The organism is Dyadobacter sp. BHUBP1 (assembly GCF_050587785.1).
Classification (GTDB): Bacteria; Bacteroidota; Bacteroidia; order Cytophagales; family Spirosomataceae; genus Dyadobacter.
The window spans coordinates 115,415-131,316 of record NZ_JBOBIH010000010.1; the positions used below are offsets into that span (position 1 = coordinate 115,415).

The 15,902-nt window shown below is 49.5% G+C and carries 13 protein-coding genes; 7 read left to right on the forward strand and 6 right to left on the reverse strand.

What is annotated here, in order from left to right; translation table 11 throughout:
- Positions 1–196 precede the first annotated feature (196 nt).
- Positions 197–1,726 carry a Do family serine endopeptidase gene (locus tag ACQ4MZ_RS27840; RefSeq protein WP_430850763.1) on the forward strand — a complete coding sequence of 510 codons (1,530 nt, stop codon included), beginning with the start codon at positions 197–199 and terminating at the stop codon, positions 1,724–1,726.
- A 71-nt stretch (positions 1,727–1,797) separates the two neighbouring features.
- On the opposite strand, the gene ACQ4MZ_RS27845 is transcribed toward ACQ4MZ_RS27840, so the two are convergent.
- On the reverse strand, positions 1,798–3,351 hold the full coding sequence (locus ACQ4MZ_RS27845) for a pseudouridine synthase (RefSeq protein ID WP_430850765.1): 1,554 nt from the start codon (positions 3,349–3,351) through the stop codon (positions 1,798–1,800).
- 301 nt (positions 3,352–3,652) lie between these two features.
- Here ACQ4MZ_RS27845 and ACQ4MZ_RS27850 point away from each other — a divergent pair, with 301 nt between their 5' ends.
- From ACQ4MZ_RS27850 to ACQ4MZ_RS27865, 4 genes are all read left to right on the forward strand, one after another.
- The gene (locus ACQ4MZ_RS27850; protein WP_430850767.1) at positions 3,653–5,596 is read left to right on the forward strand and encodes an acetoacetate--CoA ligase; all 1,944 of its coding nucleotides are present in this window, start codon (positions 3,653–3,655) and stop codon (positions 5,594–5,596) included.
- Between the two features lie 126 nt (positions 5,597–5,722).
- Positions 5,723–7,426 carry a S41 family peptidase gene (locus ACQ4MZ_RS27855; protein ID WP_430850769.1) on the forward strand — a complete coding sequence of 568 codons (1,704 nt, stop codon included), beginning with the start codon at positions 5,723–5,725 and terminating at the stop codon, positions 7,424–7,426.
- Positions 7,427–7,450: 24 nt separating this feature from the next.
- Positions 7,451–8,203, forward strand: a complete 753-nt coding sequence (locus ACQ4MZ_RS27860; protein ID WP_430850771.1) for an SDR family NAD(P)-dependent oxidoreductase — start codon at positions 7,451–7,453, stop codon at positions 8,201–8,203.
- A gap of 108 nt (positions 8,204–8,311) precedes the next feature.
- A complete protein-coding gene (locus tag ACQ4MZ_RS27865; protein ID WP_430850773.1) occupies positions 8,312–9,550 on the forward strand; it encodes an MFS transporter in 1,239 nt (412 codons plus the stop codon).
- Between the two features lie 129 nt (positions 9,551–9,679).
- Here ACQ4MZ_RS27865 and ACQ4MZ_RS27870 read toward each other — a convergent pair whose 3' ends face one another.
- The 5 genes from ACQ4MZ_RS27870 to ACQ4MZ_RS27890 all read right to left on the reverse strand — a co-directional run bounded on the left by ACQ4MZ_RS27870 (position 9,680) and on the right by ACQ4MZ_RS27890 (position 14,562).
- Positions 9,680–9,976: a type II toxin-antitoxin system VapC family toxin gene (locus ACQ4MZ_RS27870; protein WP_430850775.1), complete on the reverse strand. Its 297-nt coding sequence runs from the start codon at positions 9,974–9,976 to the stop codon at positions 9,680–9,682.
- Positions 9,966–10,214 carry a DUF6364 family protein gene (locus ACQ4MZ_RS27875; protein ID WP_430850777.1) on the reverse strand — a complete coding sequence of 83 codons (249 nt, stop codon included), beginning with the start codon at positions 10,212–10,214 and terminating at the stop codon, positions 9,966–9,968. The genes ACQ4MZ_RS27870 and ACQ4MZ_RS27875 overlap by 11 nt, the downstream gene beginning before the upstream one ends.
- Before the next feature lie 42 nt (positions 10,215–10,256).
- Positions 10,257–10,931 carry a peptidoglycan DD-metalloendopeptidase family protein gene (locus tag ACQ4MZ_RS27880; protein ID WP_430850779.1) on the reverse strand — a complete coding sequence of 225 codons (675 nt, stop codon included), beginning with the start codon at positions 10,929–10,931 and terminating at the stop codon, positions 10,257–10,259.
- A 60-nt stretch (positions 10,932–10,991) separates the two neighbouring features.
- Positions 10,992–13,562, reverse strand: coding sequence for a zinc-dependent metalloprotease (locus ACQ4MZ_RS27885; protein WP_430850781.1), 2,571 nt, complete (start codon positions 13,560–13,562; stop codon positions 10,992–10,994).
- Between the two features lie 64 nt (positions 13,563–13,626).
- On the reverse strand, positions 13,627–14,562 hold the full coding sequence (locus ACQ4MZ_RS27890; RefSeq protein ID WP_430850783.1) for a phosphatase: 936 nt from the start codon (positions 14,560–14,562) through the stop codon (positions 13,627–13,629).
- A gap of 157 nt (positions 14,563–14,719) precedes the next feature.
- On the opposite strand from ACQ4MZ_RS27890, the gene rpsU reads away from it, so the two are divergent.
- Together rpsU and ACQ4MZ_RS27900 are read left to right on the forward strand one after the other, a co-directional pair.
- Positions 14,720–14,914, forward strand: a complete 195-nt coding sequence (gene rpsU, locus ACQ4MZ_RS27895; RefSeq protein WP_015813375.1) for a 30S ribosomal protein S21 — start codon at positions 14,720–14,722, stop codon at positions 14,912–14,914.
- Positions 14,915–15,020: 106 nt separating this feature from the next.
- Positions 15,021–15,893, forward strand: a complete 873-nt coding sequence (locus ACQ4MZ_RS27900) for a tyrosine-type recombinase/integrase (protein ID WP_430850785.1) — start codon at positions 15,021–15,023, stop codon at positions 15,891–15,893.
- Positions 15,894–15,902: the final 9 nt, after the last annotated feature.

Genomic DNA, 15,902 nt, shown 5'->3' on the forward strand with positions numbered 1-15,902 from the left:
ACTCACATAATGGGCGTTATTCGGGAGGATAACGCCTTTTTTGTGGGCGCCGATGGATAATCCCCTGGCAGGATATTTTAGTAAATTCCCAAATGAAATATCTTTGTTAAAAGATGTTAAACGAATCTACGACGGGAATAATTTGTTGATTGATTTGCGTTATTTGTCCATAAAAATATAACCCCAACATATGTCTATGAAAACAAATTGGAAAGGTTTGGTGTTGGTTGGGTTGATTTCGAGTGCATCAACCATAGCTGGCTACAAACTACTTGGTCCTGATAGTGATAAAGATGTTATTTTCAAGGAAGCGCCTTCCGAATCCATAGCACGTTTTACATCGGCAGGAGCTCCGGCTGGTGCGCCGGGTGATTTTGTTTACGCAGCCGAGGCTACTACGCCGACGGTCGTGCACATTAAATCGACCGTTACCCGCCAGGCCTATCGTGGCCAGCAGATCCCTGATATTTTCCGGGACTTTTTCGGCGATGATTTCGGAGGCGGCCAACGCGGCCCGCAGCAATCGGAAGCGACCGGTTCGGGTGTAATCATTTCAAATGATGGATACATTGTTACTAACAACCACGTGGTGGAAGGCGCGCAGGAACTGGAAGTGACTTTGCATAACAAGAGCAAATTCCGCGCGAAAGTGATCGGTACCGACCCTTCCACGGATATTGCCGTGATTAAAATTGAAGGAAAAGACCTGCCTGCCGTGACTTTGGGTAATTCCGACGCCGTGAAAGTAGGAGAGTGGGTGGTTGCCGTGGGTAACCCTTTCAACCTTGAATCCACCGTAACAGCCGGTATTGTGAGTGCAAAAGGCCGTGGGTTGGGTATCATCGGCCAGTCGAGCCGCCGTAACCAGATGCAGCCGACCGCTGCCACAGCCGGCGATTCTCCACTGGAATCATTCATCCAGACCGACGCCGTTGTAAACCCTGGTAACAGTGGTGGCGCATTGGTAAACCTGAAAGGCGAGCTGATCGGTATCAACACCGCCATTGCGAGCCCTACCGGTAGCTTCGCAGGTTACGCATTCGCCGTACCTTCGAGCATTGTGAAAAAAGTATCGAGCGACCTGATCAAATTCGGTAATGTACAACGGGGTTACCTGGGTATCGCCCTCGACGACCTCGATAGCAGAAAAGCCGAAGAATACGGGGTGAAAGTAAGTGACGGCGTGTACGTACGTGATTTCACCGAAAACAGCGCTGCCAAGGCAGGTGGTGTGAACAAAGGTGACGTAATCGTGAAAGTAGACGGTGTGAATATTCACTCGATCCCTGAGTTGCAGCAATCTATCGGTTTGCACAAGCCCGGTGACAAGGTGAATCTGACCGTCAACCGCGATGGTAAGGAGAAAGACCTGAGCATTACGTTACGTAACCGTACAGGTGGTTCTGAGATCATCAAACGTGATGAATCAGCAGCAGTAATGAGCTCGCTGGGTGCGCAGTTCGGTAATTTGAGCGACCAGGAAAAACAGAGACTGTCGCGCTACAAAATCGATGGTGGTGTGAAAGTGCTCTCAATCGAAGGCGGCAAGTTTGCACGCTCGCAGGTGGAAGAAGGTTTTATCATCACCAAAGTGAATGGCAAGACGGTTAAAACTGTAAAAGAATTCGAAGCGGCGATTGCCGGTAAGGAAGACTCGATGGTGCAGTTTGAAGGACTTTATCCCGATGCGCCTTACGACGTTTACTCATTCGGATTCAGACTATAAGAATTGAATGCATAAAGAAAGGGCTGCGATGATCATCATCGCAGCCCTTTCTTATTTTGAGATGCCTGTAATTAAAGCAGGAATTTGAGCTTAATCACTTCCTTCTCAGTCAGGAAGCGCCATTTGCCGCGGGGCAAGTCCTTTTTATTCAACCCCGCAAAAACGGTACGGTCGAGTTTCTGAACTTCGTAACCCAAATGCTCGAACATACGGCGCACAATGCGGTTACGCCCGCTGTGGATTTCAAGTCCCACAACTTGTGCGTCCGGCGTCACCAAACCCACTTCGTCGGGACGGATAAAACCGTCTTCGAGTTCAACGCCGGCTTGCAGCTGCTCGAAATCCTCGGTAGTAATCGGTTTATCAAGCTCAGCCTGGTAAATCTTTTTGATACCGCTGGAAGGGTGCGTCAGCTTTTCGGCCAGTTCACCGTCATTGGTGAGCAACAGGAGCCCGGTTGTATTGCGGTCGAGACGGCCTACGGGGTACACGCGCTCGGAACATGCGCCGGCGATGAGATCGAGCACGGTTTTGCGCTCTTCGGGATCGTCGGTGGTGGTGATATAATCCTTTGGTTTGTTAATGAGGATGTACACCATTTTCTCCGGGTTCAATGCCTTCTTGCCATATTTCACGACATCGGTGGGGCGCACTTTGTAACCCATTTCGGTGATGATTTTGCCATTCACCGAAATTTGACCCGAAGAAATGAGGTCGTCGGCCTCGCGACGTGAGCAAATGCCCGCATTTGCGATGTAGCGGTTCAGACGGATTTCGTCGGTTTCTTCCTTGACCTTATGCCTTGCCGAAGGCTTCTTTTTATGCTCGTAATTGTCAAGATTATAGCGCGGTGCGGTCTCGTAACGTCCTACTCGTCTTTCCAACCCGCTGCGGTCCTGCTCTTCATCGTCCTGGAAACGGGAGCGGTAGGGTTTGTCGTCCCTATCTTCTTTTTTTTTAAAAGAACCTCCGTTGCGGTCAAATGAGCGGGAAGGCCTTTCTGATCTCGACTCGCTGCGATCACCGCGCGGCTTAAACTCGCGATCGCCGTCTCTTTCGAAACGTGGTTTGAACTCGCGTTCGTTATCATTCTTCTCAAAGCGCGGTTTAAACTCACGGTCACCTCTTTCGGGACGCGATTTGAAATCACGTGAATCTCTGTCCGGACGCGGTCTGAACTCACGCTCGTCATTATCCCTGTCAAAACGAGGTTTGAACTCGCGGTTGCGCTCTCCGAAGCCACCCCTTTCAGGACGGTCGCCAGATGGCTTCCGGTCACCGGAACGGAAATCTTTTTTACCAAAGTCCTTTTTAAAACCACGCTCAGCAGACTCGCCTTCGCGACGGAATGGACGGTCGTTGCCGCCTTTGTCCCATTTCTTGAAATCGGGCTTACCAAACCGTGGCTTATCAAAGCCAGGCTTATCGAATGCACGATCTTCCCGTGGCTTCTCGTGATCGAAGCTTGGACGAGCTTTCTGGCCTTTGTTGTCGGCCGGAGCAGAAAATTTAAGACTGGATTTTTTGATGCTGGGTTTGCTGAACCGGCTTTCTACCGCGGGTTTAGCACGTTTGAAGAATCCGCCTCCACCTTTGGAGCCTCCGGAATTGTTTCTGTTTCTCATTAGGAATGCAGTATCACTACTGGATTTATTTCCTCTTACAAATTTACCTTGTAACCGATTAGTGCTTTAATTCGCACAAAATGGTATGAATTGCCACTAAAACTGGTTAGCCAACGTATCTGATGGTCAGAGTACTAGTGTTGAAAAAAATTAGCCTGCAAAGATACGGGAATTTTTCTGGTAAAAATATTTGAATGTGTTTATGTCAAAAATGATATGAAAACGTTTATAAGTACTATCGGAGAAATGCGGCCGGAAATGGCCATTTTTACCTAACTAAACCTTCATTAACAAGTGCATTATGGCAGCTGAGGCGCAACCGTTGTGGAAACCGGGACGGAACCTGTTGGAACAGTCCAATCTGAAAAAGTATATGGACTGGCTGTTTGTCAAAAAGGGCCTCTATTTCCGCTCGTATCACGATCTGTGGGAATGGTCGGTAACCGATCTGGAAGATTTCTGGGAAAGCCTTTGGAATTATTTCAATATCAAATCCCACGATTTGTACCTCGAAGTGCTGCAAAAGCCCCTGAGCGGCATGATCGGCACACGCTGGTTCACGCGTTCCAAGCTAAACTACGCCGAACATATTTTCAGAAACAAAACCAAAGAGCGCCCGGCGATGGTCTTCCAGTCGGAAAAATCGGAGCTCGTGGAGATCTCCTGGGAAACGCTGGAAATGCAGGTAGCCGCTGTTTCGACCTGGCTGAAACAGCGCGGCGTGAAACCCGGCGACCGTGTGGCGGCAGTCTTGCCCAACATTCCCCAGGCCGTAGTCGCATTTCTGGCAACGAATGCAGTGGGAGCAGTGTGGTCGTCGTGCTCCCCCGATTTTGGCAAACCAGCGATTACCGAACGCTTCTCGCAAATTGAGCCGAAGGTGTTGTTTACCGTCGATGGCTATGTTTATAATGGCAAAACGTACGACATTACTTCCTTCGCCACCGAACTTTCCGCATCGCTTCCCAGCGTCGGCGACACGGTGCTGATCGACAATATATTTTCAGAAACCCGTCCCGATAGGTTTACAGCCTGGGAGGATATCCTGCATTTCGAAAATTTCGGGATCGATTTTGAACCCGTTCCTTTCGACCATCCGATCTGGATTCTGTACTCGTCGGGGACGACAGCCAAGCCGAAGGCCATTACCCACAGCGTCGGAGGTTGCCTGATCGAGCACATGAAAGCATTGGTACTGCATCAGAATGTGAAGCCGGGTGACCGGTACTTCTGGTATTCCACTACTGGTTGGATGATGTGGAACTACGCATTAAGCTCGCTGCTTTGCGGAGCTACATTGGTGATATACGACGGCGCCCCAGCATATCCTTCTTCGCAAGTACTATGGACAATGGCCGAAAAAGCCCGTATTACGCATTTTGGCAGCGGGGCGGCATTTTATATTGCTTCCATGAAAAGCGGCGTCAGCATTACTTCCGAGCGGCTTGGGTACCTGGAAACGATCGGTTCTACCGGCTCGCCGTTACCGCCGGAGGCATTTGAATGGATTTATAAACATGTCAAAAAAGATGTATGGCTGATCTCGCTGAGCGGCGGCACGGATGTATGCAGCGCGTTCGTAGGCGGGTGCCCGCTCGTGCCCGTATATGCGGGCGAGATCCAATGCCGGATGCTCGGAGCGAGAATCGAGGCATTCGATGAGGATGGGAAGCCTGTTTTGAACGAACTGGGTGAAATGGTAATCACACAGCCGATGCCGTCGATGCCTATCTATTTCTGGAACGACGAGCATGACGAAAAATACCTTTCCAGCTATTTCGAAATGTACCCGCACGTGTGGCGGCATGGCGACTGGATCAAAATCACGGACCGGAAATCGGTGATCATCTACGGCCGCTCCGACGCTACTTTGAACCGCGGCGGCGTCCGTATCGGTACCGCTGAGATTTACCGCGCCGTGGAAAGTATCCCGGAAGTGAAGGATAGCCTGGCTGTTTACCTCGAAAAGTCGAATGGGGAGGGGACGATATCGCTGTTTGTCGTTCTGGCTAAGGATAAAGAACTTACTGAAGATTTGAAAAAGCAGATTAAAGACACTTTACGCACGCAATACAGCCCGCGCCATGTGCCCGACACGATCGAGCAGGTGAGCGATATTCCTTATACAATCAACGGCAAGAAGATGGAAGCGCCGATGAAGCGGATACTGATGGGGCAAGACCCGGCCAAATGTATTAATGTCGACACCATGCGCAATCCCGAATCGTTAAAGGCATTCATCTAGAAATACGCGCTGTTGGTCTGTTAACGCCCTGCATTCATTTGCATTAGGCAACCAAAATCGTTTAATTCACGTTGGAGAAATAGCCAATTTCCGCGACGCCAGCCGATATTCCTAATTTTTACAGGTATGAACTCACATAGCCCCCAACCCCCCATTCAGAACTCGAAATCCGTAGTTCGTTTGCCTATCATCATTGCGATCACGCTGGCGGCGGGTGTGCTGCTGGGAAGTACGTTTTTCAGCGGTGGAAAAAAGCTGTCTGATGTGGCGAAGGGTTATGGCAAGTTCAGGGAGGTGTTAATGTTGGTGGAAAACAATTATGTCGATTCGGTAAACACTGAGGAGTTGGTGGATTATTCGATCTCGAAAATGCTGGAAAAGCTTGACCCGCACACGGCATATTTCAATGCCGAAGAAGCTACTGCAGCGCGGTCGCAGCTGGAATCGGGTTTTGACGGTATCGGCGTCGAGTTTAATATTTACAATGATACAGTGTATGTGGTAACCCCGCTGAGCGGCGGCCCTTCCGAAGCGGCTGGTATCCAGAGCGGCGACCGCATTATTTCGGTGAATAAAGAAAACCTTTCGGGGCCTGGCGTTACCAATGCGCAGGTCTACAAGTTGTTGCGAGGCAAGCGCGGTACCAAAGTGGATCTATCGATTGAAAGGGTAGGGTTAAAGGATAAAATGAATTTCTCCGTCGTGCGCGACCGCATTCCTACCTATTCGGTGGACGCCGCCTACATGGTGGATCAGGAAATAGGGTATATTAAAGTGAGCCGTTTCTCGGAAACCACTTTCGATGAGTTTAAATCCGCATTGAAAACCTTGAAGGCCGAAGGTTTGAAAAACCTCATTCTCGACCTTCGCGGCAACCCGGGCGGCTATATGGAACGCGCTACGGCCATGGCCGACGAGTTTATTGCAGGAGATAAGCTTCTGGTGTATACCGAAGGCAAAGACAGCCGCTTCGACCGCAAGACTCGCTCGCATGTGGACGGCCTTTTCGAGCAAGGCCCATTGATCGTGCTTGTGGACGAAGGCAGCGCATCAGCGTCCGAAATCCTCGCCGGCGCATTGCAGGACCACGACCGCGCATTGGTAGTAGGAAGAAGGTCTTATGGAAAAGGATTGGTTCAAATGCCGATCAAACTGTCGGATGGCTCTGAGCTGCGCCTGACAATCTCACGCTACTACACGCCGAGTGGTCGGAGCATTCAAAAACCTTATGAGCTTGGAAAAGGCGAAGATTACAGCCAGGATCTGGCGCACCGTTACGAAAGCGGAGAGCTATTCAATGCCGATAGCATCAAGTTTGATAAAACTAAGATTTATAAAACCGATGGCGGCCGTGTCGTGTACGGCGGCGGCGGTATTACCCCGGATATTTTTGTGGCAAAAGATACATTGATGAACAGCAAATACCTGTTTGAGCTGTATTCCAAAAACATTATCCGCGAATATGCGCTACGCTACGCGAACGAAAACCAGAAGAGATTGGAAAAACAGCCATTCAAGGAATACCTGAAATCATTCCAGGTGTCGGATGCGATGCTGGCCGAGTTGGTAAAAGACGCTTCGAGGGCGGGTATCAAACCAAATGAAAAAGAATTGAACCTGTCCAAACCGCTCATTACTTCGCAAACCAAGGCGATCATCGGTCGTTATGTCTGGGGAAGAAAGCAGAAAAATGGATTGAACAACGAAGTGTTTCAGGTTCTCAATCCGAGTGATAACGTTTATCAACAGGCTGTACAGCTTTTCTCACAGGCCGCACAGCTGGAAAAAGGCGAGTTCAGCAGTTTGAATACTCCAAAAAGCAAAAAGTAAAATTCACGCCACACCATCCACTCAATGTCCCGTATTGCATTTATTACCGGAGCCACATCCGGTATCGGTAAGGCCACGGCGGAAGCATTCGCCGGGGTCGGAATAGACCTTATTTTGTGCGGCCGGCGCCAGGAACGCCTCGACGAAGTAGCCGCTGAATTATCTTCCAAAGTAAAAGTAACCACACTCGTATTCGATGTCCGTGACAAAGGTGCGGTGTTCGTAGCAGTCGGCTCGCTGCCTGACAACTGGAAAAACATTGATATTCTGGTCAACAATGCAGGAAATGCACATGGGCTGGGCACGCTCGACGAAGGCGATACCGACGACTGGGACGCGATGATCGACGGTAATGTGAAAGGGCTTCTGTACGTTTCGAAGGCTATTATCCCGCTGCTTCTCGAACGCGGCAAAGGCCACATCGTCAATATCAGCTCCATTGCCGGTAAGCAGACTTACGCCAACGGCGCGGTGTATTGCGCTTCCAAAGCTGCCGTGGAGGTGATCAGCGAAGGAATGCGCCTCGAACTGACGCAGCATGGTATCAAAACGACCAACGTGGCGCCGGGTGCCGTGGAGACGGAATTCTCGCTCGTGCGTTTCAAAGGCGATGAAGCCCGGGCTGAAAAGGTGTACCAGGGTTTCGACCCGTTGCAAGCCGGCGACATCGCCGATGCGATACTCTACGCCGTTAATGCACCTGACCGTGTTACGATTGCCGATATTACCATTCTCGCCGGCACCCAGTCCGCGGCGACTGTGATCCATCGTAAATAGAATTTTATTTGGTTTTTAGTCGTAGTTAGGCTGATTATCGATACCTTCGTCATTCTTTTTCAGGCCCCGACTTCCATAAACAGGAGGTCGGGGATATTTTGAATGCCCATGAAAAGTTTCGACCAAAGTTCATCCGCGGATTCCTCCGCCGCCGTGTCCACGGCCTCGGTTCCCGCCTCTCAGACGGTATTTCCAATTCTTCTGGCACTGAGTTTCTCCCACTTGCTGAACGACACGATGCAATCCCTCATTCCGTCGATTTACCCGATGGTCAAGGATTCGTTCAACCTAAGCTTTTCGCAGATCGGGCTTATTACATTTACTTTTCAGGTGAGTGCATCTGTTTTTCAGCCACTTGTAGGTTCATTTACAGACAAAAGGCCGCAACCTTATGCATTGGCAGTCGGGATGTGCTTTACATTGCTGGGGCTTGTATCGCTGTCCTTAGCGAACAGTTTTCATATTGTATTACTTTCCGTGGGCCTGATCGGTATCGGTTCGGCGGTGTTCCATCCGGAGGCTTCACGCGTGGCGCGCATGGCGTCGGGAGGCAAGCATGGGATGGCACAATCACTTTTTCAGGTCGGTGGCAATGCAGGTAGTTCGCTCGGACCACTGCTGGCGGCATTGATATTATTGCCTTACGGGCGATTCCAGGTGATCTGGTTTTCACTCGTGGCATTGCTGGCAATCGTTATCCTTTCGTGGGTAGGCGGGTGGTACAAGCAAAACCTGGCGACGGTTGTAAAAAAATCCGCCAGCGCTGTGAAGCAGGAAGCGACTTTATCCAAATCCAAAGTGGTCGTTTCGATAGGTATTTTACTCCTGTTGATTTTCTCGAAATATATTTATATGGCCAGCATTTCGAGCTATTTCACCTTTTACCTGATCGATAAATTCGGTGTTTCCATACAGAGCTCGCAGATTTACCTGTTCGCATTCCTGTTTGCCGTAGCGGCAGGGACATTCATCGGCGGGCCGGTAGGCGACCGGATCGGTCGTAAATATGTAATCTGGATTTCGATTCTCGGCGCAGCACCATTTGCATTGCTATTGCCTTACGTCGATTTGTTCTGGACGGGCGTGCTGAGCTGCATTATCGGTCTGATCTTATCGTCGGCATTCTCGGCTATCCTCGTGTACGCGCAGGAGCTGATTCCGGGGAAAGTCGGGATGATCGCGGGGCTGTTCTTCGGTTTTGCATTCGGTATCGCCGGTATCGGTTCGGCCATTCTTGGCACGCTGGCTGACAAGACGAGTATTGAATACGTATTCTGGGTTTGCTCGTTCCTGCCGCTGATCGGGTTACTAACCGGGTTCTTGCCGAATTTGGAGAGGAAATCCTGAGTGGTTTTAGGCGAAAAGTTTCAAAAACTGGGGCAGACTGTAAACCGGCAGTAGCGTGAGCGCCTGCCTTTGAAATTTCCGATCACTACTAATGAAGAAATCAATTTTATGATGAAGCGCGGTATAGTATTACAGCGCATCTTCAATGTCGTCGATCGGAGAAGTTAGTGCCAGGTTTACGACTTCCTGATTGGCATCGACAATACTGATGTCCGAGAGAAACAGCAATAGGAGATCTTTGGACTGGGCACTTCCGTAAGCTTTTGTTAACCAATAGCTGACGATATGTAGAATGGAAGGTGAAATGAAGGCTTTAATTTTCTTTTCCAGCGCCAGCGATACTACTTCCCGCGCATCTTCATAGTCTTTTCTTTTCAGGAAAAAATCAAGCACGATGTTCGCATCGAGGAAGACGCTAGTGGCCATACTTTTCTTTGCGGGCTTCGTGATATGCTTTTACAAGATCCTGATCGGCATGTATGCCAATCGGCGCTTCCATTTCGTCGAGTACTTCGAGGATATTTTTTTTCCGTTCAGCTGATTGTGCAATAGATTTCAAATGATCCTCAATTATCTGAGAAACACTGATTTGTCGTGCTGCTGCGTAATTTTTGATGTACGCTAAAACAGTATCTTCAATTGTGACGTTCAAACGAGTTTTCATACTATGAATATGCGCATAAATTTTCGCATATGCGCACTACATTTAAACTTTTATTCTCAAAACCAGCTGTGGATCAGGACATAAATTGAGATAGTAATCCCGATCCGCGGCATTGCAGACGCCCGGAAAATCACCTTTGTAATGGCCCATATCTCCGATAACCTGAAAATGCAAATGCGGTGGCCAGTCGCCGTTTTCGGGATAGGGACCAATGGCAGCGAAGCGTTCTCCGGCGTGGATCGTTTTGCCTTCGTGCAAGCCATCCAATGAGCCTAATGATAAATGCCCGTAGAGCGTAAAGAAGGTTATCCCGCTTAGTTTATGTGCGAGGATAATGGTTGGGCCGTAATCTCCGTAATGGTCGTTAAATGCAAAGCTATGCACCGTCGCGTCGAGCGGTGCGTAAAGCGGCGTGCCTGCCTCTACCCAAATATCCACACCCAGGTGAATGCTGCGCGGCTTTTCGGCGTTGGCAGTGAAATGTTTCCGATGCCGGTAAATGACCCGGTCTTCGGCATAGCCGCCAATTCCATTGAATGTGTTTTCAGAAAGCATTTCACCGAAAACATAGTTGGAGAAATCAGCGGTTTCCGACAAATCGCGCGTCAGCAAATCGACATTGCCCGCTGTAAAATCCAGCTTCCGGTAAGGTTTGCTGTTCTGTATGACGGCACAGAATGTGGGATGATCGTGAAGGACCTCGGCGAGTTCTGGCATATTCAATGGGTTTTAAGTAAATCAGGCAAGCCGTTTCCGACTTGCCTGGTTCCATATACATTACTTCGGATCAAGCGCCTGCTTGATTCTTTGCGACACATCCTGCAAATGGTAGCGGGTGTTTTTATCGGTGCTTTTCGCGATGGCAGCATTCACCGTCGTTTTGAGGCTTTCCAAATGCGCCCTCGCGATGGATGGTAAATCGGTCTTTTCGAGTTCCACCGAACGTGTCGAGAAACCATAGGTAATGCCTACCGGGATGGATTGAACATTCGCCCGACCCGGTTTCAGCAACGAAATCAGCTTTTCAGCGTATACTTTTTGCAAATTCCGGCGGTACAGATCAATCGGCTTTCCGGCTTTGGTCTCCGACCATATCCCCGTTTCCAGGTCGGTAAAAAGATCGTCGAGCGTGTAGTATTTGGCTGAAATACCGGTTTCCATCAACCGTACGGCACGGTCGCCTGCGAAAAGGGAGGTCAATGCATAATCTTGCAAAGCTTTAATAGCCTCCATACCGGTTTCGGGCTTCACTTTGTTGAGGATATTCTGGTCCAAAAGCCAGGTCGGCGTTTTGAAAAGCTGGGCATTCAGGAAGTCGATGGCTTCTTTTTGGGTCGCTTTCGGCACCGTCGTAAAAGTAGGGCCTTCCATGTCGTAGGTCGTCGGCGTATCGTAAATACCGCCCACATTCTTGATCACATGGCCGAGGTAGCGACGATATTGCGTCACCACGTTGCCGTAAATTTCATCCAGTTCCTTATAGCTCTCGCCATCTTCCTTGCTCCATTCAATCAGGTTCGGTAAGATGCGTTTCAGGTTTTTGATACCATATTCCGAAGCTTTCATAGCATTGTCACTTAGATCCTCGGTCTGGTAACGGGGGTCATAAGGGCTGATTTCCGTACCAAAATGCAGGCGGTTGTCTTTGTAGGCCTCTTTGGTCAGGGTATTCAACGCCAATTTTTCGGCCTGGGCATCTTTGGCATCGGGGAAATTGCTGTAACCCCATTGAATGGCCCATTTGTCGTAGTCGCCGATGCGCGGAAAGAGGTCGGTAATGCCGTCCTCAGGCTGTGCTACGTAGTTGAAACGTGCATAGTCCATGATGGACGAAGTATGCCCGTGTTCAGCAATCCAGGCCTTATCGCGCAGTTTTTCGACGGGCGTGGCTGAGCTGGCACCCATATTGTGACGTAGGCCAAGGGTATGGCCGATTTCGTGAGATGACACGAAGCGAACGAGTTGGCCCATCAATTCGTCATCGAACTTCTTGGTACGTGCTTTCGGGTCCACCGCCGCGGCCTGGATAATGTACCAGTTGCGGAGCAGGCGCATCACATTATGGTACCAGCCGATGTGGCTTTCGAGGATCTCGCCGCTGCGCGGGTCGTGTACGTTAGGCCCGTAAGCATTCTGAATGTCGGCCGCGAAATAGCGGATCACCGAGTAGCGGGCATCTTCGAGGCTCATAGTGGTATCCCCTTCCGGCCAGTACTCGCCGCGGATCGCGTTTTTCCAGCCGGCTTTCTCAAATGCAACCTGCCAGTCATCGACACCGGCTTTCAGGTATTTGCGCCATTTTTCAGGTGTGGCCGGGTCGATGTAGTAAACGATCGGCTTTTTAGGCTCGATCAGCTCGCCGTTTTTCTGTTTGCGGGCATCTTCGGCATTCTTGGGTTCGAGGCGCCATCTCACAGCAAAAACTTCGGTGTCGGAACGCTGCGATTCCTCCCCGAAGGTGGCATATTGATTGGCAAAATAACCCACCCGACTATCGAAAATGCGCTTTTTCATCGGCGTTTTCGGCAGCAGGATCAGCGAGGAGTTCATTTCAAATGTCACGACACCCGCGTCCAGGCCGGACGGCAGGTATTGGCCGATCGAGGGCGTTGGCGTAGGCGTCAGCAGCTGAGGCGTTACGTTGAAAGTTTTGATCGTCCGGATCTCCGTATTGATCGGATAGGTACTGATTTTGGAAATGAAAGATGCTTCTTTCTTGAATGCGGCTAGTTTCAGGAGCTGTTTGCTCACAGAACTCAATGAAAACACCTGGTTATCGGAGTTGAAGAATTCAGTCACATCAACTACCGAGGATTTCCCAGGCTCTTTTTTGATTGCCTTAATGTCGAAAACACCGATAATAGGGTCGGAATTGGAGTTTTTGACGGCCTGGAAAATAGGCTTGGTACTATCTGGGCTTGTCACGACAATCGTTACCGACCGCAATAGCAGATTGTTATCCATTCCCCGTTCCCAACGGATCATTTGCCGGTTCACTTCCTCACCTCCGAAAATTCCGCCACCCGCTGCGGTTTTGGAATAGCGGGTCACAGCCATAATATCACGGTTCAGAAGCGAATCGGGAATTTCAAAATACCATTTGTCATCCACCTTGTGGACCGAGATCATGCCTTTCTGGCTAATGGCATTGGTGCTGTCGATGAGTTCCTTGAATGCTTTCGGGCCTTTCTTTTTGTCGTCTTTCAGCTTGTCTTTCACTGCGGAGGCAACCGCGTCGACGGCCTTGTCGATTTTGACGTCTTCCTGTTTGTCTTTCTTTTTCTTTCGTTGCGCATGCGCGTCGTGCGTGTACACGAATGCCAGCGCCGCGAGGAGAAGGTAACGCATTAATCTCATAGAGTTGGTTTTTGGGATAAAGTATAAAGGTGTATTTAAATGAGAGGTTAGGGGGTTATCTGGCCATCAATTCGGCCAAAACGCCTTCTTTGAGGGCATATTTAGAAACCTGGATTTGCCGGATACCATGCGTTTTGAGTACGTAGTCGATCAGGCAGACGGCCACGACAATCATGTCCACACGCAGCTCGATCATGCCGGGAATCGCCATGCGCTCGTCGTGGTTGCCGGAGAGTATGAGGGTATAGGCACGGTAAAATTCTTCCAGTGGAATGTTAAAATCCGTTTGGGCTGGCGGCGGCCAGTCGCCAGTGCGGAAATGGAAGTCCATATCCACAAGGGTATCGAATGTCCCTGACGAGCCCACGAGCTTTTCCGGGGCATATTGATGTATTGCATTCGCGAGCGGGATCAGGTTTTCGTCGAAATGATTGTAAAGTGCCCGGCGATCGGCCTGGGAAAGCGGGTCGTTCCGCATGAATTTTTCCATGAGCCGCTGTCCGCCGATTTCGAAGCTTTGCTTCCAAAAGATTTGCGAGCGGTTCCCGATGATAAATTCCACGCTCCCGCCACCGATGTCCATGATCAGCGAAGGAGCGTCACCAATGTCGGCCCCGCGGCGGACACCATAGTATATGTACTCTGCCTCGCGGTTGCCATCGATAACCGTCACTTCGATATTCGTTTTTTCCAAAATTTCGGAGCAGAACTCCTGCCGGTTTTCCGCATTACGGACCGCGCTCGTGCCGAATGCGAATGTTTTTTCAGGCATTACCTCAAAAGAATCCAGCTTTTCGCGGAAATAGGAGAGGACGGCAAGCGCGCGGTCCTGCGCTTCGGGTGTGATCACGCGTTTGTTGATACCTCCCAGGCCGATCCTGGCGGGCCTGCTTTCGTGGAAAACAGTCTTAAAATGAGCGCCGTTAGGCTCCGCGATCAGCAGGTGAAATGTGTTGGTGCCTAAATCAATTATTCCCAGTCTGGAACTCATATGGGGCTGTTTAATCTGTTAATGACTAGTGTTTCAATGCAATGGATACAAAAATAAACGAATTTTAACGACTTATTTCTTGATTTTCTGTTGGATATAGTTTTTCTTTGCAGTCCGATTTCAGAAACCAATTCAAAGAACATTAGAAATTATAAGCATGCTTATTATTAACATTAAAGACAACGAATCGATTGATCGCGCTCTTAAGCGTTACAAGAAGAAATTTGAAAGAACTGGTACAATGCGTGAGCTTCGTGCCCGTACAGCTTTCGAAAAACCATCTGTTAAGCGTCGTTTCGAAGTTTTGCGTGCAGTTTACAAAGAGAAAACTTACGGTCATTTAGAAGACTAGTTCCTCACGGAATGGTTCTCTGAAAGACTTCTATAGGATTATTGTATCCATATCATACAAGAGGAGCTGTCTTGAATAAGATAGCTCCTTTTCGTATGTTAGGGTTATGATAAAGCCGTTTCTGGAATTCCTCCAATTCGAAAAGCGCTCCAGTGCGCATACCATCAAATCGTACCAAACTGATCTCGAACAATTTCAGAAATACCTCCTTTTTCAATACGATTGTACCGAGCCCGAAATGGCCAAAGCGCCTATGCTGCGGTCGTGGATCGTGAGTTTGATGGAGGAGGGGCTTAACCCTTCGTCAATCAACCGGAAAATTGCTGCGCTCCGAACCTTTTACGGGTATTTAAGAAAGAAAAAGCATATTGACAGTGACCCGACGAAAATCCTGTCGGCTTTGAAAGCGCGTAAGAAGCTGCCTGCCTTTGTGGAGGAGAAATCGATGGAAATGCTTTTTGAAGAGGGTACATTTACCGATGATTTCGAAGGGCTGCGAGACAGGGTGATTATGGAACTGCTCTATGGCAGCGGGATCAGGCTTTCGGAACTGGTGGAGTTGGAATTAAAAGACCTCAACTTACCTGCCCGTACGATTCGGGTCTTTGGAAAGCGATCGAAGGAACGGATTGTGCCGGTCTCCACTTCTTTGGCACAATTACTTGAAAGATATATAGAACAGCGTGCGCCGGAAGAGGATACCGATGTTTTACTGCTAACCGATTCAAATAAAGCTGTTTACCCGGTTTTTGTGCAGCGGAAGGTGAAACAATACCTTTCGGCCGTTACCACGCTCTCGCAGAAGAGCCCGCACGTGCTCAGGCACACGTACGCGACGCATTTGCTCAACCGCGGTGCCGATCTCAATGCGATCAAAGAGTTATTGGGCCATGCCAACCTCGCTGCAACACAGATTTACACGCATAACTCGATCGAAAAGCTTAAAAAATCGCATCAACAAGCGCACCCCAAAGCCTGAAACCCATTT